The 25,720-nt window shown below is 64.9% G+C and carries 23 protein-coding genes; 7 read left to right on the plus strand and 16 right to left on the minus strand.

Annotated features, from left to right (window positions below; translation table 11 throughout):
- Positions 1–7 precede the first annotated feature (7 nt).
- The 4 genes from WN72_RS38210 to WN72_RS38225 are packed head-to-tail and all read right to left on the minus strand — an operon-like array spanning position 8 to position 4,111.
- Complete coding sequence (locus tag WN72_RS38210) at positions 8–1,174, minus strand: acyl-CoA dehydrogenase family protein (RefSeq protein WP_027560841.1); 1,167 nt, start codon at positions 1,172–1,174, stop codon at positions 8–10.
- A 29-nt stretch (positions 1,175–1,203) separates the two neighbouring features.
- The gene (locus tag WN72_RS38215) at positions 1,204–2,493 is read right to left on the minus strand and encodes a TRAP transporter large permease (RefSeq protein ID WP_027560842.1); all 1,290 of its coding nucleotides are present in this window, start codon (positions 2,491–2,493) and stop codon (positions 1,204–1,206) included.
- A 12-nt stretch (positions 2,494–2,505) separates the two neighbouring features.
- A complete protein-coding gene (locus WN72_RS38220; protein ID WP_027560843.1) occupies positions 2,506–3,060 on the minus strand; it encodes a TRAP transporter small permease in 555 nt (184 codons plus the stop codon).
- A gap of 25 nt (positions 3,061–3,085) precedes the next feature.
- Positions 3,086–4,111, minus strand: a complete 1,026-nt coding sequence (locus tag WN72_RS38225) for a TRAP transporter substrate-binding protein (protein WP_092212929.1) — start codon at positions 4,109–4,111, stop codon at positions 3,086–3,088.
- Between the two features lie 228 nt (positions 4,112–4,339).
- On the opposite strand from WN72_RS38225, the gene WN72_RS38230 reads away from it, so the two are divergent.
- Genes WN72_RS38230 through WN72_RS38245 form a run of 4 tightly spaced genes read left to right on the plus strand, consistent with a single transcriptional unit; the run spans position 4,340 to position 7,650 of the window.
- The gene (locus tag WN72_RS38230; protein ID WP_092212931.1) at positions 4,340–5,542 is read left to right on the plus strand and encodes a CaiB/BaiF CoA transferase family protein; all 1,203 of its coding nucleotides are present in this window, start codon (positions 4,340–4,342) and stop codon (positions 5,540–5,542) included.
- A 43-nt stretch (positions 5,543–5,585) separates the two neighbouring features.
- Positions 5,586–6,038, plus strand: a complete 453-nt coding sequence (locus WN72_RS38235; protein ID WP_027560846.1) for a MaoC family dehydratase — start codon at positions 5,586–5,588, stop codon at positions 6,036–6,038.
- Positions 6,038–6,889, plus strand: a complete 852-nt coding sequence (locus WN72_RS38240) for an HpcH/HpaI aldolase/citrate lyase family protein (protein WP_027560847.1) — start codon at positions 6,038–6,040, stop codon at positions 6,887–6,889. The genes WN72_RS38235 and WN72_RS38240 overlap by 1 nt, the downstream gene beginning before the upstream one ends.
- Positions 6,890–6,906: 17 nt before the next feature.
- Positions 6,907–7,650 (plus strand): IclR family transcriptional regulator, encoded by a 744-nt coding sequence (locus WN72_RS38245; protein ID WP_027560848.1) that lies wholly within the window; start codon positions 6,907–6,909, stop codon positions 7,648–7,650.
- A gap of 223 nt (positions 7,651–7,873) precedes the next feature.
- Here the strand turns inward: WN72_RS38245 and WN72_RS38250 are convergent, their stop codons facing one another.
- From WN72_RS38250 to WN72_RS38300, 11 genes are all read right to left on the minus strand, one after another.
- Positions 7,874–8,290 (minus strand): hypothetical protein, encoded by a 417-nt coding sequence (locus tag WN72_RS38250; protein WP_035729270.1) that lies wholly within the window; start codon positions 8,288–8,290, stop codon positions 7,874–7,876.
- A gap of 117 nt (positions 8,291–8,407) precedes the next feature.
- Positions 8,408–9,190 carry a transporter substrate-binding domain-containing protein gene (locus tag WN72_RS38255; RefSeq protein ID WP_092212935.1) on the minus strand — a complete coding sequence of 261 codons (783 nt, stop codon included), beginning with the start codon at positions 9,188–9,190 and terminating at the stop codon, positions 8,408–8,410.
- Positions 9,191–9,225: 35 nt separating this feature from the next.
- Positions 9,226–10,017 carry a fumarylacetoacetate hydrolase family protein gene (locus WN72_RS38260; protein ID WP_027560851.1) on the minus strand — a complete coding sequence of 264 codons (792 nt, stop codon included), beginning with the start codon at positions 10,015–10,017 and terminating at the stop codon, positions 9,226–9,228.
- A 59-nt stretch (positions 10,018–10,076) separates the two neighbouring features.
- A complete protein-coding gene (locus WN72_RS38265) occupies positions 10,077–12,236 on the minus strand; it encodes a carboxypeptidase-like regulatory domain-containing protein (protein ID WP_092212937.1) in 2,160 nt (719 codons plus the stop codon).
- A 61-nt stretch (positions 12,237–12,297) separates the two neighbouring features.
- The gene (locus WN72_RS38270) at positions 12,298–13,116 is read right to left on the minus strand and encodes an alpha/beta fold hydrolase (protein WP_092212939.1); all 819 of its coding nucleotides are present in this window, start codon (positions 13,114–13,116) and stop codon (positions 12,298–12,300) included.
- Positions 13,116–13,904 carry an SDR family oxidoreductase gene (locus WN72_RS38275; protein ID WP_027560854.1) on the minus strand — a complete coding sequence of 263 codons (789 nt, stop codon included), beginning with the start codon at positions 13,902–13,904 and terminating at the stop codon, positions 13,116–13,118. The genes WN72_RS38270 and WN72_RS38275 overlap by 1 nt, the downstream gene beginning before the upstream one ends.
- Before the next feature lie 9 nt (positions 13,905–13,913).
- The gene (locus WN72_RS38280; RefSeq protein ID WP_092213103.1) at positions 13,914–14,885 is read right to left on the minus strand and encodes a Bug family tripartite tricarboxylate transporter substrate binding protein; all 972 of its coding nucleotides are present in this window, start codon (positions 14,883–14,885) and stop codon (positions 13,914–13,916) included.
- 40 nt (positions 14,886–14,925) lie between these two features.
- Positions 14,926–16,362, minus strand: coding sequence for an MmgE/PrpD family protein (locus WN72_RS38285; protein WP_092212941.1), 1,437 nt, complete (start codon positions 16,360–16,362; stop codon positions 14,926–14,928).
- A gap of 14 nt (positions 16,363–16,376) precedes the next feature.
- Positions 16,377–17,831, minus strand: coding sequence for an MmgE/PrpD family protein (locus WN72_RS38290; RefSeq protein WP_092212943.1), 1,455 nt, complete (start codon positions 17,829–17,831; stop codon positions 16,377–16,379).
- Positions 17,821–18,855 (minus strand): PdxA family dehydrogenase, encoded by a 1,035-nt coding sequence (locus WN72_RS38295; protein WP_092212945.1) that lies wholly within the window; start codon positions 18,853–18,855, stop codon positions 17,821–17,823. The genes WN72_RS38290 and WN72_RS38295 overlap by 11 nt, the downstream gene beginning before the upstream one ends.
- 18 nt (positions 18,856–18,873) lie before the next feature.
- Entirely contained in the window at positions 18,874–20,187 is a 1,314-nt protein-coding gene (locus WN72_RS38300) for a cation:dicarboxylate symporter family transporter (protein ID WP_027560859.1), read from the minus strand.
- A 137-nt stretch (positions 20,188–20,324) separates the two neighbouring features.
- Between WN72_RS38300 and WN72_RS38305 the strand changes: the two genes are divergently transcribed.
- Complete coding sequence (locus tag WN72_RS38305; protein ID WP_092212947.1) at positions 20,325–21,308, plus strand: LysR family transcriptional regulator; 984 nt, start codon at positions 20,325–20,327, stop codon at positions 21,306–21,308.
- A gap of 44 nt (positions 21,309–21,352) precedes the next feature.
- Entirely contained in the window at positions 21,353–22,822 is a 1,470-nt protein-coding gene (locus tag WN72_RS38310; protein WP_092212949.1) for a glycosyl hydrolase family 79 N-terminal domain-containing protein, read from the plus strand.
- Positions 22,823–22,828: 6 nt separating this feature from the next.
- On the opposite strand, the gene WN72_RS38315 is transcribed toward WN72_RS38310, so the two are convergent.
- Positions 22,829–24,130, minus strand: a complete 1,302-nt coding sequence (locus WN72_RS38315; protein ID WP_027560862.1) for an MFS transporter — start codon at positions 24,128–24,130, stop codon at positions 22,829–22,831.
- 373 nt (positions 24,131–24,503) lie between these two features.
- Between WN72_RS38315 and WN72_RS38320 the strand changes: the two genes are divergently transcribed.
- Positions 24,504–25,718, plus strand: coding sequence for an ABC transporter substrate-binding protein (locus tag WN72_RS38320; protein ID WP_092212951.1), 1,215 nt, complete (start codon positions 24,504–24,506; stop codon positions 25,716–25,718).
- Positions 25,719–25,720 lie beyond the last annotated feature (2 nt).

A 25,720-nucleotide genomic window follows, 5' to 3' on the forward strand; every position in this document is an offset into this window, starting at 1 on the left:
CCTCAGCCTAGTACGACTTCGCCAACCCCAGCACCTTTTCCGCGATGAAGCTGAGCGCGAGCTGCGGGCTGACCGGCGCGATGCGCGGGATCAGCACCTCGCGCAAATAGCGTTCGACGTGGAATTCCTTGGCGTAACCAAAACCGCCATGAGTCATCACCGCCTGCTCGCAGGCATGATACCCGGCTTCGCCTGCGAAATATTTCGCGGCGTTCGCGCCGGCGCCGCAGGGCAAGCCCTTGTCGTATTGCCAGGCCGCCTGCATCACCATCAGCCAGGCTGCCTCCAGCTCGACCCAGTTCACCGCGAGCGGATGCTGGATGCCCTGGTTCTTGCCGATCGGACGATTGAACACCGTGCGCGTCTTGGCGTATTCGGTCGCGCGCGACAGCGCCAGCTTGCCGAGGCCGACGGCTTCCGCGGCGATCAGGATGCGCTCGGGGTTCATGCCTTCGAGGATGTACTGGAAACCCTTGCCCTCCTCGCCGATGCGGTCCTCCATCGGAATTTCAAAGTCCTCGAAGAAGAGCTCGTTGGAATCGACGATCTTGCGGCCCATCTTCTCGATCTCATGGACCTTGATCCTGCTGCGGTCGAAATCGGTATAGAACAGGCTGAGCCCGTGAGTCGGCGAACGCACATCCTCCAGCGGCGTGGTGCGTGCCAGCAGCAGGATCTTGTGCGCAACCTGCGCGGTCGAGATCCACACCTTCTGGCCGTTGACGATGTAGCGGTCGTTCTTGGCGACGGCACGCGTCTTGAGCTGGGTGGTGTTGAGGCCGGTGTTGGGCTCGGTGACGGCGAAACACGCCTTCTCGCGGCCCTCGACCATCGGCGGCAGCATGCGCTTGCGCTGCTCCTCGGTGCCGAACACGACGACGGGGTTGAGACCGAACACGTTGATATGCACCGCGGAGGCGCCGGACATGCCGGCGCCTGACTCCGCGATGGTGCGCATCATGATCGCTGCTTCGGTGATGCCGAGCCCGGAGCCGCCATATTCCTCCGGCACGCAGATGCCGAGCCAGCCGGCGTCCGCCAGCGCCTTGTGAAAATCGTGCGGGAAGCCGCCGTCGTGGTCCTTCTTCAGCCAGTAGGCATCGGGAAAGCCTTCGCAGATCTTCGCGATCGCGTCGCGAATGGCTTCCTGCTGATCGGTGAGCGCGAAATCCATGATGGTCTCCTTGTGGAGGCTCGTTAAGCTTAGCGCCCCATCTGCGAGGGCAGCCAGAGAATGATGGACGGGAACGCCACCAGGATCGCGATTGCAATCAGGTGCGCGATGAAATGCGGGAAGGTGCCGTGGAACACCTCGGCCACCGGCCGCTTGGCGTAGCGGGCGACGATGAAGCAGTTCAGCCCGACCGGCGGCGTGATCATGCCGACCTCGGCGGTGACGATCTTGATGACGCCGAACCAGATCGGATCGAAGCCGAGCGTCTTGATCAGCGGCAGCACGATCGGCACGGTCAGCACCAGGATCGCGATCTGATCCATGAAGGAGCCGAGCACGATATAGCCGCACAGGATCAGCGTGATGATCACCCAGCGCGAGGTCGGCAAGCTGCCGATCCAGGCGACGAGATCCTGCGTTACATGGGTGAGCGTGAAGAAGTAGCCGAAGATCGAGGCACCGACGAGGATCATGATGATCATGCAGGTGCCGTGGCAGGCGCGCAGCAGCGTCTTGTAGAGCGAGGTCGGCGTGATCTTGCCCTTGACGATCGCGAGCAGGAAGGCGCCGAACGCACCGAAGGCCGAGGCCTCGGTCGGCGTCGCGACGCCGAGATAGATCGTGCCTGTGACGATCGAGAACAACACCACCATCGGCGAGACTTGCCACAGCAGCGCGAACTTTTCGCGCCACGGCACCGACTTCGCGGCGGGTGCGCGCGAAGGATCCTGCCAGACCAGGAAATAGATCGTGGCCATGATGGTGATGGTGACGAGGATCGCCGGGATGATGCCGCTGATCAGCAGCTTGCCGATGTTGACCTCGGCGAGCAGGCCGAAGATGACGAGCGCGACGCTGGTCGGCAGCAGCATCGACAGCGTGCCCGAGATCGCGACTACGCCGGCGGCCATCTTGGGCTCATAGCCCTGGCGGATCATTGCGGGCAGGCTGGTCGAGGACAGCGTCGCCGCCGAAGCCGTCGAGGTGCCGCAGATCGCGCCGAAACCGGCGCCGGCGAGCGCGGTCGCCATGCCGAGGCCGCCGGGGATGCGGCCGACCCAGGCTGATGCGGTCTTGAACAGATCATCCGCGACGCCCGACAGCAGCACGAGGTCCGCCATCAGGAGGAACATCGGGATGGTGATCAGCTCATAGGACGAGACGGTCGAGAGCGGTGCGGTCTGCAAGATGCCGAACAGCGTGGACCAGCCGCCGACCATGACGAGGCCGACCGAGCCGGAAAAGGCCATGGCGAAGCCGACGGGGGTGCCGAGCGCGAGCAGGCCGAACAGCAGGGCGAGAACGATGAAAGGTGTCATGGAGGCCTGCCGTTACTCGAAGCTGCGTGCTTCGCCGACGCCGGTCACCGGCGGCAGCGGATAGAGATCGCGGCCGCTGACGAGGCTCAGCACATTGCCGACGAGCTGAAGCACCAGCCGCAGCACCAGCACGCCGCAGCCGAACGGCACCAGCGCCGCCGAGATCCAGGTCGGCCAGGGGATCGCACCCGAGAGCACGTCGTGCTGCTCGTAATTCTCCAGAGCACGCTCGAAGCCGACCTTGCAGATCAGGATGAACACGAACAGGCCGGCGAGCGCCGTGACGATCTCGGACAGCCGCCGCCCCGTCGGCGAGAACCTCGACAGCAGGATGTCGACGCCGACATGGGCATGCTCGCGCAAGCCATCTGACAGCGTGAAGAAGAACACGCCGGCGAGCAGATAGAGCCCGATCAGGTCGTAGGTGAAGGCGAACGGGCTGTTCAGCGCATAGCGCATGAACACGTCGGTCACCACCAGCAGCATGATCACGAACAGGAACACCACCGCGATCACCGTCAGCGCGCGCTCCAGCGCGCCGAGCACTTGCCCCGCCCGTTCGATCACTTCGCGCCTCCCTCTTCGTTTAGGATTACTTGCTGCCCGCGGCGAGCAGGTCGTCGAACTCCTTCAACGCGGCAGAAGCCTGCTTGCCGCGGCTGTCGAGCCCGCTCGCCCACTCCTTGCCGACGCCCTTGAGCTTGTCCTTGATCTCGGCGCGCGTCGCCTCCGGCAGCGGATCGAAGCTGACGCCTTCGTCCTGCATGTGCTTCTTGGTGACTTCGCCTTCCTTGTCGACGTCTGCGCAGGCTTTTGGCGTGATCGCCTCCGAGGCCTCGTTCATCGCCTTCTTCACGTCGTCGGGCAGCTTGTCCCAGACCGACTGGTTGATCGAGTAAGCGACGATGAAGCTGCCGAAGCTGACGCCTTCGGTGGCGTGCTTGACCAGCTTGTCGAGGCCGTAGGACACGACGCTGTCGAGCGGGAACAAGAGACCATCCATGGTGCCGCGCGACAGCGATTCATAGGCATCGGGCGCGGCCATGCGCACCGGCACGGCATTGAGCGCACGCAGCGTCAGATCCTGCGCGCCGCCCGTGGTGCGCAGCTTCAGGCCCTGCATGTCCTTGGTGGTTTCCACCTTCGACTTGACGGTCCACACCTGGTAGGGCGGCAGCACCACGGCCATCAGCAGCTTGATCTTGTTCGGAGCGTATTCCTGTTTGGCCAAGATGCCTTCGCGCGCGGTCTTCCAGTAAGCGAGCGTGCCCTGGCAACTGGTCGCGAACGCGCCTGGCAATTGCGCGACTTCCGACAGCGGCATCTTGTCGGAAACATAGGACGGCCCGATGTAGCCGATGTCGACCACGCCGGACTGTGTCAGGCGCAGCATGTCGGCGGCCTTGCCGATCTGCTGGTTCGGATAATAGGTGAAGGTCACCGCGCCATTGGTGCGCTTGGTGACGTCGTCCATCCAGGGCTTGAGCAGCAGGCGAACGAGGTAATGACCGGCGGGGAAAGAGTCGGCGACCTTCAGCTCGATCGCCTGCGCCGACATCGTCGAGACCGGCAGCGAAAGCGCGAGCGCGGCTGCAGCCCAGACCAGGTTCTTCTTCATTTGGTTCTCCTTGACGCGTCCCCACGCCGAAGGCGGCAGCGGTCTGCTGCGGCACCGTCCGGCCCTCACTCCATTTCTTGCTTGGGGAAAATGTACATATACGTGAATTTATCTGTCAAGTATATGAACTACGCATAGAGCTATGCGCCGCACGGGGACAGCCGCGAATTGACACCGACGATTTATGAATTCTAACTCCACATATGTGAATTCATTCAACGGGGACCTATGGGACCGCTCGCCGGCTTCACCATTCTCGACCTGACCTCGGTGCTGATGGGCCCCTACGGCACCCAGGTGCTGGCGGACATGGGCGCTAATGTCATCAAGGTCGAAAGCCCCGAGGGCGACATCGTTCGCCAGATCGGGCCGGGCCGCACGCCCGGCATCGGCGGGATGTTCCACAACGCCAATCGCGGCAAGCGCAGCATCGTGCTCGACCTCAAGAAGGCGGAAGGCCGCGACACGCTGCTGCGGCTGGCGAGGAGCGCCAACGCGCTCGTCTACAATGTACGTCCGCAGGCGATGGCGCGGCTCGGTCTCGACTATGAGACGCTGGCCGCGATCAATCCCGCCCTCGTCTATGTCGGCGCATTCGGCTACGGCCAGTCCGGCCCCTATGCGGCCAAGCCTGCCTATGACGATCTGATCCAGGGCGCCGCCACCATTCCGACGCTGTTAGCTGCCGCCGGCGACGGCACGCCGCGCTATGTCCCGGTCACCATCGCCGACCGCATCGTCGGGCTGATGATGGTCAATGCGATCATGGGCGGGCTGATGCACCAGCAGCGCACCGGCCAGGGCCAGCGCATCGACGTGCCGATGTTCGAATCCATGGCGGAATTCGTGCTGGTCGATCACCTCGGCGGTCTCACCTACAATCCGCCACTCGACCATGGCGGCTACGCCCGCCTGCTCTCGCGCTATCGCCGCCCCTACAAGACCAGCGACGGCTATCTCTGCGTGCTGATCTACAACGACAAGCACTGGCGCAGCTTCTTCGAGGCGATCGAGCAGCCGCATTTCCTGGAGCAGCCGCGCTTCGCCAACCACGCGGCGCGCACCAAGCATATCGACGAGATCTACGAGGAGATCGGCCAGATCTTCTTGACGCGCACGACGGCGGAATGGCGCGAGCTGCTCGAGCGCGCCGATATCCCGGTGATGCCGATGCATACGCTGGAAACCATCCTGGACGATCCGCACCTCAAGGCGACCGGCTTCTTCAGGACCGTCGATCACCCCGTTGAGGGGCGCATCCGCCAGATGCGGGTGCCCTCGACCTGGAGCGTGACCCAGCCGGAAGCCGCCGGTCCCGCGCCGACGCTCGGCCAGCACGGCCGCGACATTTTGCGCGAGGCCGGCTTCTCGACTGAGGAGATCGAGCAGCTCGCAGAGCAAAAAGCAGTTCACCTGGCCGCGCCGCCCTAAAGGCAGCGCGGGCCAAATCGCAAGACGCAGGGAGGAAACCGCGATGGCCGGACTTTATTTCGAAGACTTTTCGGTGGGCCAGGAGTTCAGGCATCCGCTGACCCGGACCGTCACGGAGATGGACAACACCATGTTCAGCCTGCTGACGCTCAACCCGCAGCCGCTGCATATCGACGCGCATTTCTCCGAAAAGACCGAATTCGGCCAGCGCATTTTCAACAGCCTTTACACCCTCGGCATCATGATCGGCATGACGGTCTATGATACGACCTTGGGTACCACCGTCGCCAATCTCGGCATGACCGACGTCACCTTTCCGAAACCGGTCTTCCATGGCGACACGTTGCGGGCGACGACAAAGGTGCTCTCGGTGCGGGAATCCAAATCGCGGCCCAAGGCCGGCATCGTCGAGTTCGAGCACCATGCTCTGAACCAGAACGATGACATCGTTGGCAGATGCCGCCGCATGGCGCTGATGCACAAGAGGCCGGTCTGATGCGTTCGATGCTGTTCGTGCCGGGCGATTCCCCGCGCAAATTCGAGAAGGCGAGCGAAGGCAAGGCCGACGCGCTGATCATCGATCTCGAGGATTCCGTCGTCACCGAGAAGAAGCCGGAGGCGCGCGGGCTCACGCTGGCGATGCTGAAGAGCCGTCCCGGCCCGCATCAGCTCTATGTCCGTGTCAACGCGCTCGACACCGGCATGACGCTTGCCGATCTCGCCGCGGTGATGCCGGGCAGACCCGACGGCATCGTGCTGCCGAAATCGCAAGGCGGCGACGACGTGCGGCAGATCGCGACCTGGCTCGAAGCTTTGGAAGCGGCATCCGGCATCACGGTCGGCGCGACGCGCATCGTCTGCGTTGCGACCGAGACCGCGAGTTCGATCTTCGGGCTCGGCAGCTACAAGGGCTGCTCCTCTCGCCTCGCCGGCTTGATGTGGGGCGCGGAAGATCTCTCCGCTTCGCTCGGTGCGACCGAAAAGGCCTCGGGCGGCGTGTTCCATAGCCCCTATCGCCTCGCGCGCGATCTTTGCCTGATGGCGGCCGCCGCGGCCGAGGTCGCACCGATCGACACCGTCTACACCGACATCGACAACCTCGCGGGCCTCGAGCAGGAAACGCGCGCGGCGCGGCGCGACGGGTTTTCGGCGAAGGCGCTGATCCATCCCAAGCATGTCGACGTCGTCAACGCGGCGTTCGAACCAACCGAGGCCGAGCGCAGCTGGGCGGAGAAGGTGATCGCGGCATTCGCCAGCAATCCCAACTCCGGCACGCTGCGGCTCGACGGCCAGATGATCGACAAGCCGCATCTTCGCGCCGCGAAGAAGATCCTCGGCCAGCCCTAGCAGGACGCAGCGCCACCATGATCGTTCGCCAAGCCGCAAACGTCCTAGAGATCATGGAATTCTTCGCGCAAACGAGGAAGCCGGCGACGCTTGCCGAGATCGCCGATCATTTCGGCTGGCCGCGCTCGTCGACCTTCAACCTGCTCGCGACGCTGTCGGAGAAAGGCTATCTCTACGAGCCGCGGCCGCGCGCCGGCTTCTATCCGACGCCGCGGTGGCTGGCGATGGCGCGGATGATCTCGGAGGTCGAGCCGCTGCCGCCGTGGACGCATCAGCTGATTGCCGATCTCTCTGCCGAGACCGGCGAGACCGCCTCGATCGTGGCGCCGGCTGGCGTGATGGCGGTGTTCATCGACGTCGTCGAGTCCAAGGCCGCGATCCGCTATTTCGCGACCATCGGCCACCGCGTGCCGATCCACGCCACCGCGAGCGGCCGCGCGCTGCTGCTGCAATATTCGCAGGAAGAGCGCGACTCCGTCTATCGCAAGATCGAGTTCAAGCAGTACGGCCCCTCGACGCCGATCAGCATCGAGGCCGTCGAGACCGAGCTGCGCAACTCGATCTCGCGCGGTTACTGCCAGAGTTTTGCGGACTACAGCCGCGACCTCGCCGGCGCGGCGATCCCGCTGCCGATCGGCGATCGCAGGCTTTCGGTCGTCGTTGCGGGACCGGAGTTTCGGATTGGGCCGAAGGTGCCGGAGGTTGCCGCGCTGATCGCGCGGACGGTCGACCGGCTGCGGCCGAAGACCACCGCGGCTTAGATTTTTTTTGAATTGAATCAAACTGCGACCGCATCGGCAGTGCGCCCCCTCGCCCCGTTCTTACGGGGGCGCGACGAGCTTCGCTCGCGCTGAGAGGTTTGGGGTCAGGGGCCTCTCTCCACACGAGAAATCGTCGAAAGACCTGTACCCCCTCACCCGAATTCGATCTGCGATCGAATTCGACCTCTCCCCGCAGGCGGGGAGAGGTGAAGCCGCGCCAGCCTTAATCGAAGCCCTGAACGGGCGGCGTCGTGGTCTCTGCCGGCGCCGCAGGCGCAGCTTGAGCCGGCTGCACCGCCGGAGCGGCTTGCACCGGCGGATTGCTTGCAGCTCTCATCTGACCGCTGGCTTCCATCGCCTGGCGCGTGCGCGGCGGAGCGGTGGTCGCAGCCACCGGGGTCGCCTCGCGTCGTGACGGCGGCCGATGTCTTGCTGACCGCGAACCTTTCACGCCCCATGACCGCGCGATCGAAGGTCCTGCGGTATAGCCGATCACCGCGCCCGCGACGGCACCGACCGGGCCGAGCACGACGGCGCCGGACACGGCGCCTATCGCCGCAGACCCCGCGCGCTCCTGCGCAACGGCGCTTGCCGGCACGCCGGCCAGCAGCACGATGGCAGTGATCAAAGCTTTGTTCATCGGAGCGCCTCCCTCACGGGAGATCACTCTTATGCAAATATGGCCTCAGCAGGTTTGTCCGTGGCCCAATACGGGGCAATCGCGGATGGAACTCCGGCAATTCAGAGGCTGCACACGCTAGGGCGCTACCTTGTCGCCAGTAAATCCGTTGCCGTCGAGCGCGCGACGGACCGTGCCATCCGCCTTGGCCTCATCCAGGAAATGCGCGGCCCAGACTTTTGCTGCGGCCTTGCCCTTGGGAACAACGACGACAACATCGGTCGACTGAATCACCTCGTCCAGTACTTTGGTACCGGGCAGCTTTCGCGACAGATCCTCCAACGCGCCCATACCCATCGCCAGCGCATCGAGCTCGCCCTTGCCGATCAGCTCAGCCGCCTCTTCCGGCTTCACGAACTTGGTCAGCTTGGCCTGCTTGAGCGACTTCTCGACCGTGCGTGACGTCGAGGTCCCCTCGACGCAGCCGACCCGCATGCCGGCGCGATCGACATCCGCGACGGAGCGGATGTCCGATCCGGCGCGAATGAGATAGCCGCTCATATAGGCGACGTAGGCAGGGCCCTGATCCACGAACTGCTCGCGCTTGACGTCCGCGGGCATGAAGGAGAGATCCCAGACGTCCTTGCTGCTCGCGGCGGCAATCTCGTCGGAGCTTTGGTATTCGACGAGCTGCAGCGGAACGTGCAGCTTGTCGGCGGCGGCCTTGGCGAGCTCGACGGTGACGCCGCGCGGCTTGCCCGTCGAAGGATCGCGCGTCGTCCAGAACGCAGAGGCGGCGGGACCGACGGCCACCGCCACGCGCAGCATTCCTGTGGGTGCGACGTCGCTGGGACCTTCGGCCTTTGCAATCGCGACAGCAAAGGCGAGGCTCAACGTGGCGATCACGGCATGTCGCAACATGTGCACCTCCGGGCGCAAAAGATCGACTAAATCGATTAGACGATCTTGATCGACATATCAGGCAAGCCCTCGAGCTTGCACAGCAGCACGTCGCCCTTCACCACCGGGCCGACATTCTCCGGCGTGCCGGAATAGATGATGTCGCCGGCCTTGAGCTCGAACGCTTCCGACAGCTTCGCGATCTGCTCGGCGACGCTCCAGATCATCTTGCTGAGATCCGAGCTCTGTTTCACCGTGCCGTTGATCGCGAGCGAGATCGCGCCCTTCTCGAAATGGCCGGTCTTGCTGGCGGGATGGATCGGGCCGATCACCGCGGCGTGGTCGAAGCTCTTGCCGATCTCCCAGGGCTTCTTCTCGGCGGCCATGCCGTTCTGGAGATCGCGCCGGGTCATGTCGAGGCCGAGCGCGTAGCCGTAGACATGCTCGAGCGCCTTGTCGGCCGGGATGTTGGTGCCGCCGGATTTCAGCGCGGCGACCAGCTCGACCTCGTGATGATAGTTCTTGGTCAGCGAGGGATAGGGGTGGTCGGCGACCTCGCCGATCGCGACGTTCTGGATCGCATCGGTCGGCTTCTGGAAGAAGAACGGCGGCTCGCGGTTCGGATCGGAGCCGCGCTCGATCGCGTGCGCGGCATAGTTGCGGCCGATGCAATAGATGCGGCGGACCTGGAACACCTGGGTTTCGCCGACGATCGGGATCGTCACCATCGGCACTGCGAACATCGGCTTCGGTCCGGCCTGCGCCGCGGCAGGCGCGGTCTCAGCGAGGCCCGCCGCGGTCATCGCGGCTGCGGCCGTGAGCACGTTACGTCGTGAGGTCTTGGTCATCGTCATATTTCCTGGCTTGGGCATTCGTTTCCTGCGTGGCTATTCATAGGGCGAAACACTCAATGGGCCAATGGATCGGGCCGCATCTGCACCTTGTAGACTTTTGGCGAGGACTCCTTGCCGCCCTCCCCGTGGAAGCTCGCGCGCGTTCCGGTCGTGCTCCAGAGGCCGCGGCCCTTCCAGCCGGTATTGGGGTCATCGATCCGGCCGTCGACGTTCTTGGTGAAGAAGCCGAGCGGATAGGGATTGCGCAGGTTCACCAGCTCGCCGTTGACCAGTGCCAGCAGCGACTCGCTGCCGTTGGCGCTTGCGATCGGCACGTTGGCGCCGAGGCCGAACGTGTTGTAGCGATCCACCCAGACGTAATAGGCATGATTGGCGCTGCCGCTGCTATCGAGACCCTTGAACTGCGGCCCGGGCATGCGCCACGTCTTCCAACCTTCCGGACATTGCTTGCCGTCCGCGGTCGTCGGTCCGTTCAACGGACCGTTGCAGAGCTTGCGATCAAAGCTCGCGAGATGTCCGCTGGACAATACTGTCCAAACCACACCGTCGATGCCGATGTCGAGACCGCGCGGACCGAACGTGCCCTCCGGCGGCTGGTACACTTCGGACAATGCGGTGTTAGCGGGATCCGGCCCGGGCGTGACGCGCACGATGTAGCCGGGCTGGTCGATGCGGGAGAAGCCGCGATCCATCGCCTGGCCCCAGATCGCGTCGTCGACCGGGCTCGGCATGATGCCGTAGAAGGAAGCCGCGATGCGCTTGTCCTTGGCCGGATCGACCGGGTCCTTGTGCTCGACATAGGCATCGCGCTTGCCATTGCCGTTGGTGTCGATGATCAGCGGCGTCCAGCCCTGCGATTTTACGTCATCGAGAGTCTCGCGGTACAGCCTGGTGTTGAGCCACCCGACGAGTCCCCCTCCGAGGCCGGGGCCGCCGGAGCTGGTCCACAGCGTTTGGTTGGCATCATCGTCGAAATAAAGATGATGGGTGGTGAAGCAGGTGTTGATCAGGTCCCATTTGCCAGTCGCTGGATCGAACCGTGACAACTGGCGCAACGAGGTTGTCTGCGGCGCGACTTTCGCCGACGGCAAATCCGAGCCCTGTTTGCAGTAATCGGGATTGGCGGGCGGGCGCAGGCGCGCCGTAAACCAGACCTTACCCTGCTCGTCCATCATCACATTATGGATGCTGGTGTGCCCGTCCCAGATCGGTTCGTCGCCCCAATAGGCGGACGGTCCGCGCGGCGCGTCAGTCGAGGACGGCGTGTTCGGATCGAGATAGGGATGCTTGATGGTGCCCGCGACGTTCTTCACCGGATCTAGCGTCGGCACGAGATCGGAGCTCTCCTCCGACGATCCGTAGATCAGGCCATTTGCGTTCACGCGCGGGTCGCGCTTGTCGGTCGAGATCGCATCGTGCTGATAGCGCGTCGGCGCGGCCCAGTCCCACATCGTGAACACGACGTTGCGCTCGATGCCCTTGGGTCGCTCGGGCTTGGCGAACGGCAATTCGCCGGCCGCGATGCGGTCGGTCCATTTCGAGAAGAGATCATAGACCTTTTCCGGACCCATGCTGGCGAGCACCGTCGCCATGTATTCCTGGGCCTGGCCGGCCTGGGTGCGGACCGCCCACGCAGTATGGGAATCGTAGCCATCGGTGAACATTTTCGGGATTTCGCGGATGCCGCGCGTGCCGAGCGCGTGGCAGGACTGACACATGTTCTTGACCGTATCGACCCACTGGGCCTGCGACTTCATGGTCTCCGGCATCTTGTTGCCCTTGTCGCCGGTGCCGGGAAATTCCTCCGGCTTGGGGATGTCCAGCATCGAATACCAATACATGCCCGGATAGTTCTGCGCGTCCTGCTTCGGCGAAGCCGCAGCGGCCTTGAAGTCCAGCACCTTGCCCGGCCGGGTCTCCTGCTGGGCCGTGTCCTGCAAGCCGTAGCCGCGGACCCAGACCTTGTAGTTGGCGGCGGGAAGATCGGGAATGACGAACCGGCCCTGATCGTCGGTGACCACCACCTTGGCGTATTTGGTCGGCAGGTCTCTTGTCTCGGCAATCACCCAGACGCCGGCCTCGGCGCCTTTGTCGCCCATCACCTGGCCGCCGATGTCATTTGCGGAGATCTCGACATTTGCCGCCATGGCGGCGCCAGCGTGCAGCAGCGCGATCGCACTGACGCAGCCGGCAAGTGTTCGCCTCAAGCTCATCGTTCCTCCCTTTCGTTCTCAATCGTCCGGGCCTCTTGGCGGGCCTGTTCGGACCAGTTTCTCACGTCTTAAGTCGATCGAAGAACTCCCGAACTTTTCGCGCGCAGACGTCCGGATCGGTGGCCGCGACGTGATAGGAATCGCCGGGCAGCACTTCCAGCTTCGAGCCCGGAATCGTCTCCTGCCACGCCTTCACCGAGGCAACGTCGCCCAGACCCGAGCCGGTGGTGGTGATCACCAGCGCCGGACGCTTGATCGACGGAAGCTCGCCGGTGACGTCGACCGTCGGCACCATCTGGAGGAACGCCTCTAGCGTCGAGGCCTTGGTCTTCGACATCAGATTGATCCACCAGTCGAGCGCTGCGGGCGGCAGCGACGAGCCGAGCCGGCCGGCCGTCGTCTCGCGCACCCAGGCCTCCACGCCCTGCTCGCGGATCTGCTTGCGCCAGGTCGGCGCGCGCTCGTTGAACGAAGTCAGCGAGGCCGGCGCACCGACCGCGGCAACCGCAATCACGCGATCCGGGTGCTTTGCGGTGAGATGCATCGCCAGCGTGCCGCCGATCTTGCCCCCCACCAGGAAGACGCGATCGAGCTTCAGCGCGTCCAGCATCCGGATGATGTCGTCGCCGAGGCCTGCGAAGCGATAGACGTAATCGCCCTGCATCGGCGTCGAATCGCCATAGCCGCGCAGATCAGGCCGCACCACCAGATGATGCGTCGCGAAGTACGGTACCCAGCGGCGGAACGCCTCGCCGCTTTCGGCGAGCCCGTGCAGCATCACGACCGGCGGCTTGGTGTCCCAGGGCAGCAGATAATCGTCGATGCGAACTGCAAGCTCGCAATCCTCGCCGACACCGATCTTCCTGAGTTCGCTAGCCATCAGATACACCTCGTTCCACCGCCATCGACATTGATGCAGGTACCAGTAATGAAGGACGCGCGGTCTGAACAGAGGAACGCGACGATGCCGGATACTTCATGCGGCTGCCCGACTCGGCCGAGCGGCACCGAGGCGATCGCAGCGGCATTGGTCGCGCCCTGATCCTGCCCCGAGATCGCGGCTCCCTGCGAGATCAGGCTGTCCCAGCGATCGGTCTGCACCGGTCCGGGATTGACGCCGGTGACCAGCACATTGTCGGGCGCGCATTCCTCGGCGAGCGCCAGTGTGAAGTTGAGCAGCGCCGCGTTGACCGCGCCGCCCGCCATATAGGCCGCGCGGGGTTGATGCCCGCTGCGGCCGATGATGTTGATCACCCGGCCCCAGCGCCGGTCCCGCATTTCCGGCAGGACGTTACGCGCGCAACGCATATAACCGAGCAGTTTCAGCTCGATCGACTTGGCCCAGGTCGCATCCGGCGTCTCCGCGATCCGGCCCATCGGAGAGGCGCCGGCATTGTTGACGAGGATGTCGATACGGCCGAAGGCCTCGCGCGCGATGTCCATCGCGCGGGCGATATCGTCGGGCTTGGTCATGTCGCCGGCGCAGGCGATGACACGCTTGCCGGTGTCGCGCGATATCCCCTGCGCCGATGCGGCAAGCCGCTCCGCATCGCGCGCGACGATCACGACGTGCGCCTGCTCGCGCGAAAGCTCGGCGGCAATGGCACGGCCGATGCCGATGCTGCCGCCGGTCACGACGGCAACCTTGCCGCCCAGATTGAGATCCATGACGCTACCCTAATCCACCGTGGCGCCGGAGGCCTTGACGAGCTTGCCCCATTTCGCGGTTTCGTCCGTCATGAACTGCCCGAAGGCGGGACCGAAGACGGTGCCGGGCTCGGCCCCGAGCTCGGCCAGGCGCTTCTTGACGTCAGGCATCTTCAGAATCATCTCGAGCTCGCCGCTCAGCTTGGCGAGCGCAGGCTCAGGCGTCTTCGCCGGCGCCACCAACCCGAACCAGGACGAAGCTTCGAAGCCCGCAACGGTATCGGCGACCGTGGGCACGTCGGGCAACGCCTCCGCGCGCTTGGCACCTGCGACCGCGATCGCGTTGATGGCCTTGCCCTGAACCTGCGGCAGCACGGCCGGCATGTTGTCGAACATGAACGGGATCTGCCCTGCGAGCAGATCGTTCATCGCCGGCGCCGCGCCACGATAAGGCACGTGGACGATGTCGATGCCGGCCATGCTCTTGAGCAGCTCGCCGGCGAGATGGTTGGTCGAGCCGATGCCCGACGAGCCGAAATTCAGCGTGCCGGGCTTGGCCTTGGCCAGTGCGATCAGCTCGCCGACATTCTTGGCGGGCACCGAGGGATTGACCACCAGCACGATCGGCACGGAGGCGATCAGCGCCACCGGCGCAAAGGCTCTGGCGGGATCGAACGGCAGCTTCTTGTAGAGCGAGCCGTTGATCGTCAGCGGCGGCGGCGCGGTCAGCAGCAGGGTGTAGCCGTCGGGCTCGGCGCTCGCGACCGCCTCGGCACCGATATTGCCGCCGGCGCCGCCGCGATTCTCCACTAGGAAAGTCTGGCCGTTCCGCTCGGTCAGCTTCTGCGCGACGATGCGGGCGATGATGTCGTTGGAGCCGCCGGCCGGGAACGGCACGATGATCTTGACGGGGCGGGAGGGATAATCCTGCGCAGCCGCAAGGCCGGAGACTAGGACGGCCGCGCAGGCGGCCAGAAAGGTGCGTCGCATGACCCCGCGCATGGGCATTTCCTCGATTGTTGTCTTGTTGTTGATTGTCTCGTCACGCCGTCAGCAATGGCCTCAACTTTGCGACGTCGTCAAGCCGTTCGAGACTGCCGATCTGCTCGATCAGCTTCTCGGACTTCTCGGCGCCCAGCACCGGCGTCATCAGGTCCCGCGTCTTCACCGCGACGGCTTCGGTGCTCAGCGGTTTCTCCTTGGTGCCGGGCGGATATTTCGTGAAGTGCTCCACCTTCCTGCCATCGGTCAATGTCACCTCGACGACAGCGCCGCGCGGGGCGGCAGGATCCATCAGCGCCTTGTCGCCGGCCAGCGTCACCTTGGCGCGCTGCTCCAGGATTTTTGCATCACGCATCAGCGCGACGTCATGGCTGTCGTTGAACGACACCGCGCCCTTGACCAGCGCGACCGCGACGAGGTGCTGGCAATTGACGTCAGGCATCGCGCTGTCGCCCACGATCCCCATCGCATCGGTCGGCAGCTTGACCAGGATGCTACGGACGTTGTCTGGCGTGAGGCTGTGCTGCTTGCGCAAGGTCAGCGTCGCATCCAGCGGCGACTGGATGGGATAGCCGACCGAGAAGGTCTTGATCGCGGTCTCCGTGACATAGAAGCGCTTGCCGAGATCCTTCACCATCTCCTCCGGCTTCGGATCGGTCGAGAGCGCGATGAAGAGATTGTGGGTGCCGTCGAGGACGTCGTCGACCCCGGTCAGGCCATTCTTGACCATGTCGACGGCCATCACACCGTTGCGGGCGCCCATGCCGGCGAAGTCGAACGCCTTCTCGATGTGGTCGTGATCCTTCACCCAGCTCCACAGGCCGGAGACCTGCTGCGAGGAATAGGAGATCGCATAGCGCATTCCCTTCTCGTCGAGCTGCGCCAGCGCCGCCGCCGCACCGAGTGCGCCGAAGGTCGAGGATGTCCCTTCCGCGCTCCGGTGCGAGCCGCGCACGAGATCGGGCCCCAGCGCCATCAGCAGGCGGCATGTCAGGTCGTAGCCGAGCGCGACCGCACGAATGACGTCCTGCCCGCTGCGATGCTCCCGCTCGCCGAATGCGAGCGCGGCGGGCACCACCGAGCATCCCGGATGCGCCTTGGTCACCGGCTCGAAATCGTCGGTCTCGTCGGCATGGGCGCACATCGCGTTCGCCAGCGCCGCGTTGACCGCCGTGGTGCGGAAATCCGAGCCGACCACGGAAGCCTGCGCGTCGCCGCCGAGCGTGCGGACATATTTCAGCGCCATCTCGCCCGGCTTCATCCGCGAGCCCGACACCATCGCGCCGAGCGTATCGAGAATGCGGTGCTTGCATTCGCGCAGCACCTGTTCGGGCAGCTCCTGGTCACGCGCGGCGACCATGTAGCGGGCGAGCCGCTCCGTCACGCCGGGACCGGCCGCGAAGGCCGCACGGCCGCCGGCGGCGGCCAGAGCGGCGACCGAGCCGGCGGATTGCAGGAAACGACGGCGTGACGGCATTGGCTTCTCCTCGATCAGACCGCGACCGACATCTTGGCGATCTCCGCCGCGCTCGGCAGGTTCTCGACATTCCAGCATGCGTCCATCACGCGCCGGATCGCGGCAGCGGGAATGACGCCGTCGGCGAGGTCGGAGAACTTGGTCTCGAGCTGCTTGTCGGTCATCGGCACCTCGACGCTGCCGATCGCGTGCTCGATGTAGCGGTTGAGCTTGCGGCCGTCCTTGAGCACGATGGTGAGATCGACCTGCTCCGGCTTGATGCCCGGTGTGATGACCGGATTGACCTTAGCCCGCAGCGCGACGACGGTCGGATCGGTCACCGCGCGGTCGCTGAACTGCTTCTCGCCGCCGGCACCCTCGACGATCGCCACCGCGACCGCGTGATAGATGCTGAACTTGCCTTCGAGACCCTGCTTCGGCGTCTTCTTGCCGGTGAGCTCCAGCACCAGCGGATGGACCTTGAGGTCGACGCGCTCGATCTGGTCCGCGGTCAGCTTGCTCTCGTTGCGGAGCTGGATCGCCGCATCGATCGCCGGATGCATGACGATGCCGCAGGCGAACGGCTTATAGGTGTTGAGCGCGGCCTCGTAGCGCTTGCCGAGGTCGCCCAAAATCTCGTTGTAGTCCTGCTTGGTGCTGATGGTGTTGGCCCAGCCGCGCTTGGCCTCGATCATGGCGTCGGAGGAGGTAAAGTTCTTCGAGGCCAGGATGGCCGCAAAGACGCCGCTGGAGGCGGCGCGGCCCGGATTGAAGCTCTTGTTCATCGAGCCGAAGGATTCGCGCAGGCCCACCGGCTGGGATGCGGCAAGACCGAGCGCCCAGGTCATCTGCTGCTCGCTCAGCTTGAGCAGCTTGCCGGCGGCCGCGGCCGAGCCGAACACGCCGGCCGTGCCGGTGATGTGCCAGCCGACGTCATAATGGTTCGGGTAGACCGAGTTGCCGATCCGGCATTCGGTCTCGACGCCGAGCACCAGCGCGTTCAAAAACTCCTTGCCGGAGACCGGCTGTAGTTCCGACAGCGCGAGGATGGCCGACGCCACGGGGCCTGCGGGATGGATGATCGTTTTCAGATGGGTGTCGTCATAGTCGAAGATGTGGCTCGACACGCCGTTGATGAAAGCCGCGTTCATGATGTCGAACCGCTCCCGCCGGCCGAACAGTGAGGCCTGCTGCGGCCCCGAGAACGGGCCGAGCGCGGACACCGCGATATCGACCGTCTCATGGTGCGAGCCGCCGATGGCGACGCCGACCCAGTTGAGCAGCGTGCGCACGCCTTCTTTTCGAACATTGGCCGGCAGGTCGTCATAGCTTGCGGTAACGAGATAATGCGCCAATGCGCGCGTCACCTCCTTGGGCGGGGAGGCCGCGGGCGCAGCGGCCGGAGCCTGAGCGAAAGCGACATTGGTGCCGGCGGCGGCGAGCGGCAGCGCGGCTGCCGCCTGGAGCAGCGTCCTGCGATCAGTGTGCATAGGCAGCCTCCTTGACCTTGATCGAGACCAGCTGCGCCGCGAGGCGAACAGCGCTTTCGAGCGCGCCGGTCTTGGCGATACCCGTGCCGACGATGTCGAACGCGGTGCCGTGCGACGGGGTGGTGAACACGGTCTCCAGCCCCGCGGTGACGGTGACGCCGCGGTTGAAGCCGCGCAGCTTGGTCGCGATCTGGCCCTGGTCGTGATACATCGCGACCACGCTGTCGAACTCACCGGCGAAGGCGCGGATATAGACGGTGTCGGCGGGATAAGGCCCGGTGCAGGCGATGCCGGTCTTGGCGGCGGCCTCGACCGTGGGACGGATCATCTCGATCTCGTCGCGGCCGAACAGGCCGTTCTCGCCGGCATGCGGATTGAGCGCCGCGACCGCGATGCGCGGCTTGGCGACGCCAGCCCTCTTCATCATGCGATCGACCAGCTCGATCGCATCTGTGATGCTGGCCGGGTTGATGCCGTCGAGCGCCTCGCGCAAGGACTGATGCCCGGTGACGCGCGACATCCACTGGCCGTCCAGCACGTTCATCTCGGAGAAGTAACTGGTGTGACCGAGCAGGCTCGCGAACATCTTGTGCTCGTCGGGGAACTTCCAGCCGCCGTCGAACATCGCGCGCTTGTTGAGCGGCGCAAAGGTGATGGCATCGACCTCGCCGTCCTTGGAGAAATCGATCGCGCGCGACAGCGTCTCGCCCGTCAGCCGGCCGGATTCGGCGCTGGCCTTGCCGATCAGGAACTTTGCGGGATCGGTATTGCCCAAGTCGACGAGCTGCACCGTGCCGCGGCCCCAATTGGCGGCTTTGGGCGATGAGATCCGCTCGATCTTCAGCTTCACGCCGGCATGCTCCATGCCCATCTCGAGCACGCGGGCATCGCCGACTACGACGAGGCGCGCGGCGTCCGCAAGCCTGTCATCGGAGAGGAGGCGCGCGACCTGTTCGGGGCCAATGCCGGTGCAGTCGCCCGGCGTCAGCGCGATGACGGGCAGTTGATTGGTGTTGGTAGCCATACTGAAGACCTTGGATCCTTACTTCACTGTTTGGATTTGAGCGGCGGACTGAGCCCAGTCGTCGCGGTTGAATTCGCCATCCCATTTCGCGACCACGATGGCGGCGACGGCATTGCCGATCGTGTTGGTGATGGCGCGGGCCAGCGACATGAAACGGTCGATGCCGAGCAGCAGCGCCAGCCCTTCCGCCGGCAGCCCGGCCGCGACCACGGTCGCCGCGAGCGCTGCGAACGCACCGCCGGTGACGCCGGCCGCGCCCTTGCTGGTGAACAGCATCACAACGAACAGGCTGAGCTGCTGCGCGGCCGTCAGCTCGATGCCGTAGACCTGGGCGACGAAGATGGTCGAGAGCGGCAGCGTCAGCGCGACGCCGTCGAGATTGAAGGAATAGCCGGAGGGAATGACGAGGCCCGCCACAGCGCGCCCGACGCCGGCCTTCGGCAGCTTCTCCATCATGCCGGGGATGGCGGTTTCTGACGACGAGGTGCCCAGCACGACCAGCAGCTCGGTGCGGAGCAGGCGCAGCAGGTCCATCAGGCGAATGCCGGCGAGGCGGCAGATGGTGCCGAGGATGACGAAGATGAAGAACGCCATCATCGCCCAGGCGGTGCCGACCAGCAGTGCGAGCGCATAGAGGGTGGCGGCGCCGAATTTTGCGACCGTGAACGCCATGGCGCCGAACGCGCCGATCGGGGCCAGCGCCACCACGACATGAACGACGCTGAAGACCAGCTCGGTCACGCGTTCCAGGCCGGTGCGCAGCGGCGCGGCCTTGTCGCCGAGCAGCAGGAGGCCGATGCCGCACAGAAGCGCGAGCACGAGAACCTGGAGCACATCGCCGGCCGCGAACGCGCCGACGAAGCTTTCCGGGATCATGTGCTGGATGTAGGCGGACAGCGATCCGACATGGGCCTGCTGATAGCGCGCAACGGTCTCGGCCTGCTGCGCGGTGGCGTGCGCGACGCCCGCGCCGGGCTGCACCCAGCGCACCACGACGAAGCTGATCAGCAGGCAGAGGGTCGTCACGGCTTCGAAATAGACGAAGGCCTTGAGCCCGATGCGGCCCACCGCCTTCATGTCGCCGACCTGCGCGATGCCGGTGACCACGACCAGGAAGATCAGCGGCGCGATCGTCATCTTGATCAGCGAAATGAAGGCATCGCCGAGCGGCTTGAAGTCGACGGCAACGCTCGGAGCCAGGAAGCCGAACAGCGCGCCGAGCGCGGCGCCGGCGACCACCAGGACATATGGCTCGCGCCAGAGCGGCTTGCGGCGGCGTTCGGAAACCGGGGTCGACAGCGGCTCAGACAGCGGCGTTGCGGCAATCTGCAATTTCGTTTCCTCCAACGGCATCTTCGCGCCATGCAGGGATGGCGCTTTGTTCTTGTCTTGCTATGCCGTTTACATTGGACCAGCGGCGTGGCAGGCGCTAATGCCGTATCGGTATGATTTGAGGACAAAACGTTATTATGGACCTGATCTGGCTGGAGGACTTCCTTGCCATCGCCGAGGAGGGCGGGTTCTCCCGCGCCGCCGAGCGACGGCACGTGACCCAGCCGGCGCTGAGCCGCCGCATCAGGTCGCTCGAGGAGTGGCTGGGCACGCCGCTGTTCGAGCGCTCGACCCACACGATCACGCTCACCGCCGCCGGCGAGAGTTTTCGTCCCGTCGCGGAGGATGTGCTGCGCCGGATTCTGGTCGGACGCGAGGAGGCGCTCGAGGTGGCGCGGCTGAAAGCCGAGACCATCACCTTCGCGGCCACGCATTCGCTGTCGCAGGCCTTCTTTCCGGAATGGATCCGCAACTCCGACGGCGCTCGGGCCGGCTCGGCCGTGCAGCTCGTCGCTTCCAATTTTGCCGGCTGCGAAAAACTGCTGCTGGATGCGCAGGCGCATTTCATGCTGGCGCACTACCATCCCTCGTTGGTGAGCCGGCTCGACATGGACCGCTTCCAGCGCATCGATCTCACCACCGACATTCTGATCCCGATCAGCGCGCCGGCCGCCAAGTCTGGAACCACCAAGTCTGGCCGTAACGGACGCAGCGGCAAGAAGGCGCAAGCCCGCTACGGCCTGCCCGGCGCATCCGGCGCGCCGCTGCCCTATCTCGCCTACCACCCCGGCTCGGGCGTGGGCCGGCTCGTCACCTCGTTCCTGGCGACGAAGGATCCGGCGGCCTGGCTCGTCCCGGGCTTCGCCGCGCCGGTGATGCTGCTGGTCGACATGGCACGCGAAGGACGCGGCGTGACGTGGGCGCCGATGAGCCTCGTCCGCGCCGATCTCGACAGCGGCCGCCTATTGCGCGCCGGCGGCGCTGAATGGGACATTCCGATCAGCGTCTCGCTGTTCCGCACGCGGGCCCGCATGACCCGGGCGGCCGAGAACTTCTGGAGCGCGGTGCGCAAGGGCCGGCCCGGCGGGAAATCCATCTCGGCCGCGCCGCGGACAAGGTGACGGCGCCTCTAATCAAGTCGACTGTTAAGCTGTTTCGGCAGCGAATGCTGCAGGTCGGCTTCCTCGCCGCCATGACGGGCACGGTCCACGCCGAGATATCGATCGCGCCCGCAGAGCTAAAAGCGATCAGCAAGATCGACGTACGCTTCCAGTCCTACAACATCGAGATGGTGGAGGTGACCGGCGGACGGTTCTGGAAGCCCTATGCGCAAGGAGGCGGTCGCAGCGATCGCTACGCTTATCGACCGCCGATCGATCTCGCCAATACGCGATTGCGCAAGCTCGCCGCAGCACTCGGGCCGGCCTATTTGCGCGTGAGCGGCACCTGGGCGAATGCGACCTTTTTCGCCGACACCGACGATCCTCCGGTCGCACCGCCCGCCGGCTTCGACACCGTGCTCAGCCGCACGCAATGGCGCGGCGTCGTTGACTTCGCACGCGTCGCCAATGCGGAGATCATGACGTCTTTCGCCGTCAGTCGCGGCAGCCGCGACACTGACGGCGCCTGGATGCCGGATCAGGCACAGCGCCTCGTCGATTTCACGCGGTCGCTGGGCAGCCGCATTGCTGCCGCTGAGTTCATGAACGAGCCGACGCTCGCGGCGAACAATGGCCCGCCGGCGGGATATGACGCCAATGCCTATGGCCGCGACTTCAAGATCTTTCACACATGGATGAAGCGCGCATCGCCCGAGACGTTGATCGCTGGGCCTGGCTCCGTCGGCGACTCCGCCTCCTCTTCCGCCACCGGCATCAACACGCGCGATCTGTTCGCCGCATCGGGCCCGGGGCTCGATCGCGTCTCCTATCACCTCTACAATACGCTCTCGCCCCGCTGCGGCGTGCACGACGAACCGGTCCAGGCGCTATCCGAGGACTGGTTGTCGCGAACCGACGCCGCGCTCGCCGTCTACCGCGGCCTGCGCGACCAGTTCGAGCCGGGCAAACCGATCTGGCTGACGGAGACCGCGGATGCTGCCTGTGGCGGCAATCCGTGGGACGCGACCTTTCTCGACGGCTTTCGCTATCTCGACCAGCTCGGTCGCCTGGCCAGGGCCGGCGTGCAGGTAGTGATGCACAACACGCTTGCGGCGAGCGACTACGGCTTGCTCGACGAAAAGACGTTTCGGCCACGGCCGAACTACTGGGCCGCACTGCTATGGCATCGCCTGATGGGCACGACCGTACTCGACGCAGGCATGACCTCGACGCGCACCGTTCACGCCTATGCGCATTGTCATCCCACGACGAAAGCCGCGGCGTCCATGCTCCTCATCAACACGTCGCAACATGGATCGCATGCCGTGACGCTGGCCGCGCAGGCCGAGCGCTACATGCTTCGGGCGCGCCGCCTGCAGAGCGCGAGCGTGCAGTTGAACGGCACGACGCTCGCCCTGACCGGCGGCGACGATCTGCCCCGCCTTACGCCGCGAGCTGTACCCGCGGGCCGGATCCGCCTGCCGCCCGCCAGCATCACCTTTCTGGTGATGCGGGACGCCGCCGCCTGCCGCTGAGTGATTTCAGGATTTCAGCGCATCGCGCGCCGTCTCCGGCGCCATCAAGGTCGCGATGATCGTGATGATCGACAGCGCGATGATGTAGACAGACACGGCCCAGTACGAGCCGGCCCATGCCAGCAGCGCCGTTGCGATCAGCGGCGAGAAGCCGCCGCTGATGGCGGCTGCCACATTGGCTCCGAGCGATGCGCCGCTGTAGCGAACCTGGGTGCGGAACAATTCCGGCATGAAGGCGGCCTTCGGCCCGAAAAGCAGCGCATGCGTCAGCGTCATCGTGACCACGAGTGCGAGCGTGATCAGCGCCGGCTCCTTGGTGTCGAGGAACCAGAACAGCGGAAACGCCAGCGCCACCGAGAACACGCCGCCGGCGAGATAGAGCGCCTTGCGGCCAAAAATGTCGGAGAGCCAGCCGGCCAGCGGCAGCGTCGCAAACTCGACGATCGCGGCATAGACCACCGCGTTCAGGATCACCTGCCGCGGCAGGCCGAGCTTCGTGGTGGCATAAACGACTGTGAAGACGGTGAGGAGATAGGCAAGGCCCACCTCCGACACCGTGATGCCGATCGCGAGCAGAAAGCTGCGCCAGTCGCGGCGGAGCACTTCCCACACCGGCTGCGCCAGCACTTCCTTGCGCTCCACGACCTCCTTGAAGTGCGGCGTCTCCGCGAGCTTGAGCCGCACGATGAAGCCGACGCCGACCAGCAAGATGCTGATCCAGAACGGCACGCGCCAGCCCCAGCTCAAAAAGTCCGCCTCGGGCAGCTGCGTCATCAGGCCGAAGATGCCGGTGGAGGCGGCGACACCGACGGGAAAGCCGATCTGCACCAGGCTGCCATAGAAGCCGCGGCGATTGCCGGCATGCTCGATCACCATCACCACCGCGCCGCTCCATTCACCCCCGAGCCCGATGCCCTGGATGAAGCGCAGGATGATGAGCAGGATCGGCGCCCACACACCAATCTGGCTATAGGTCGGCAGGCAGCCGATCAGGAAGGTGCCGAGCCCCATCGCGATCATGGTCGCGACCAGCATCTTCTTGCGCCCGAGCCGGTCGCCGTAATGCCCGATGATCGCGCCGCCGATCGGCCGCGCCACGAAACCGACCGCGTAGGTCGAGAATGCCGCGAGCGTGCCGACAAAGGGATCGAAGCTCGGGAAGAACAGCTTGTTGAGCACCAACGCGGCCGCCGTGCCGTAGATCAGGAAGTCGTACCACTCGATCGCGGTGCCGAGCGCGCTCGCCCATACCACATGCGCCGTCGTCGATTTCTCCGCCGAAGCAGAGACCCCCGCTGCTGCCGTCATTGCCACGCCCCACAGATTCCGGGGAGCATCATGGCCAATCGCGATGATGGTTGCAACCTGCGGGAGCAATTGTTCGCTCTCGTGCCCCGGACGCAGCGCAGCGTCATTGCGAGGACGAAGCAATCCAGACTGCCGCCGCGGAGAAAGTCTGGATTGCTTCGCGGAGCCTGTCATCGGGCCGCGCTTCGCGCGGACCCGGTGGCTCGCAATGACGGGCGTGGCGACATTTGTACGCATCTCCGCACCATCGTCCCGGTGGCCATGGAACCCAGTCCAGCCGTTATTCGCCATTGACAAACTCATTCGCCAATATCTAACTTATCTCCAGAACAACTGGCCGCGCCAGGCGGCCGATAGAAGAGAGGGAACGACGATGAGAGGGCTTTTGGCCTGCGCCATGCTCGCAGCCATGACTTCTTCTGCCATGATCACAGCTGCAACCGCGCAAGTCTCCGACGATGCCGTGCGCATCGGCGTACTGACGGATCTGTCGAGCTGGGGCCGCGACAACTCTGGGCCGGGCTCGGTCGAGGCCGCAAAAATGGCGGTGGAGGAGTTCGGTCCGACCGTGCTCGGCAAGCCGATCGAGATCATCAGCGCCGACCACCAGATGAAGACCGACGTCGGCGTGCAGATCGTGCGCGGCTGGTTCGACAACGGCAAGGTCGATGCCGTTGTCGACATCCCCAATTCCGGCATCGCCATCGCCGTGCACAATATGGTGCGCGAGCGCAACAAGATCGCCCTGCTTTCCGGCCCCGGCGCGAGCTCGCTGACCGACGAGCTGTGCAGCCCGAACACGGTGCACTTTACCTACGACACCTACGCGCTGTCGAAGGTGACGGCGTCCGCCGTGATCAAGGAAGGCGGAAAGTCCTGGTACTTCATCACCGCCGACTACGCCTTCGGCCAGCAGCTCGAGAAGGACGCGACGCGCTTCATCAACGAGATGGGCGGCAAGGTGCTCGGCGGCGTCAAGCATCCGACCAACACCGCGGATTTTTCGTCCTTCGCGTTGCAGGCGCAGAGCTCGAAATCCGACGTCGTCGCCTTCGCCAATGCCGGCCAGGATACCGACAACGCGATCAAGCAGTCCGGCGAGTTCGGCCTCGTCCAGGGCGGTCAGAAGCTCGTGGGCTTGCTCATGTTCGACACCGACGTACATGCGATCGGGTTGAAGGCCGCACAGGGCACCTACATGACCACGGCCTCCTACTGGAACATGGACGAGGCGACCCGTGCCTGGTCCAAGAAGTTCTACGAGCGCACCAAGGTCATGCCGACCATGATCCAGACCGGCGTCTATGGCTCGGTGCTACATTACCTCAAGGCCATCAAGGCGGCCGGCACCGACGATCCGGCCAAGGTCATGGCCAAGATGCGTGAGCTGCCGATCGAGGATACTTTCGTGCATGGCGGCAAGTTGCGCGAGGACGGCCGCGTCATCCGCGACATGTATCTCGCCAAGGTGAAAACGCCCGAGCAGTCCAGGGAGCCCTGGGACTATCTGGAGATCGTCAAGACCGTGAAGGGCGAGGACGCCTTCCGCCCGGTCTCCGAATCCAAATGCCCGCTGCTGAAGAAGTGAGG

The organism is Bradyrhizobium arachidis (assembly GCF_015291705.1).
In the GTDB taxonomy this organism is placed as follows: Bacteria; Pseudomonadota; Alphaproteobacteria; order Rhizobiales; family Xanthobacteraceae; genus Bradyrhizobium; species Bradyrhizobium arachidis.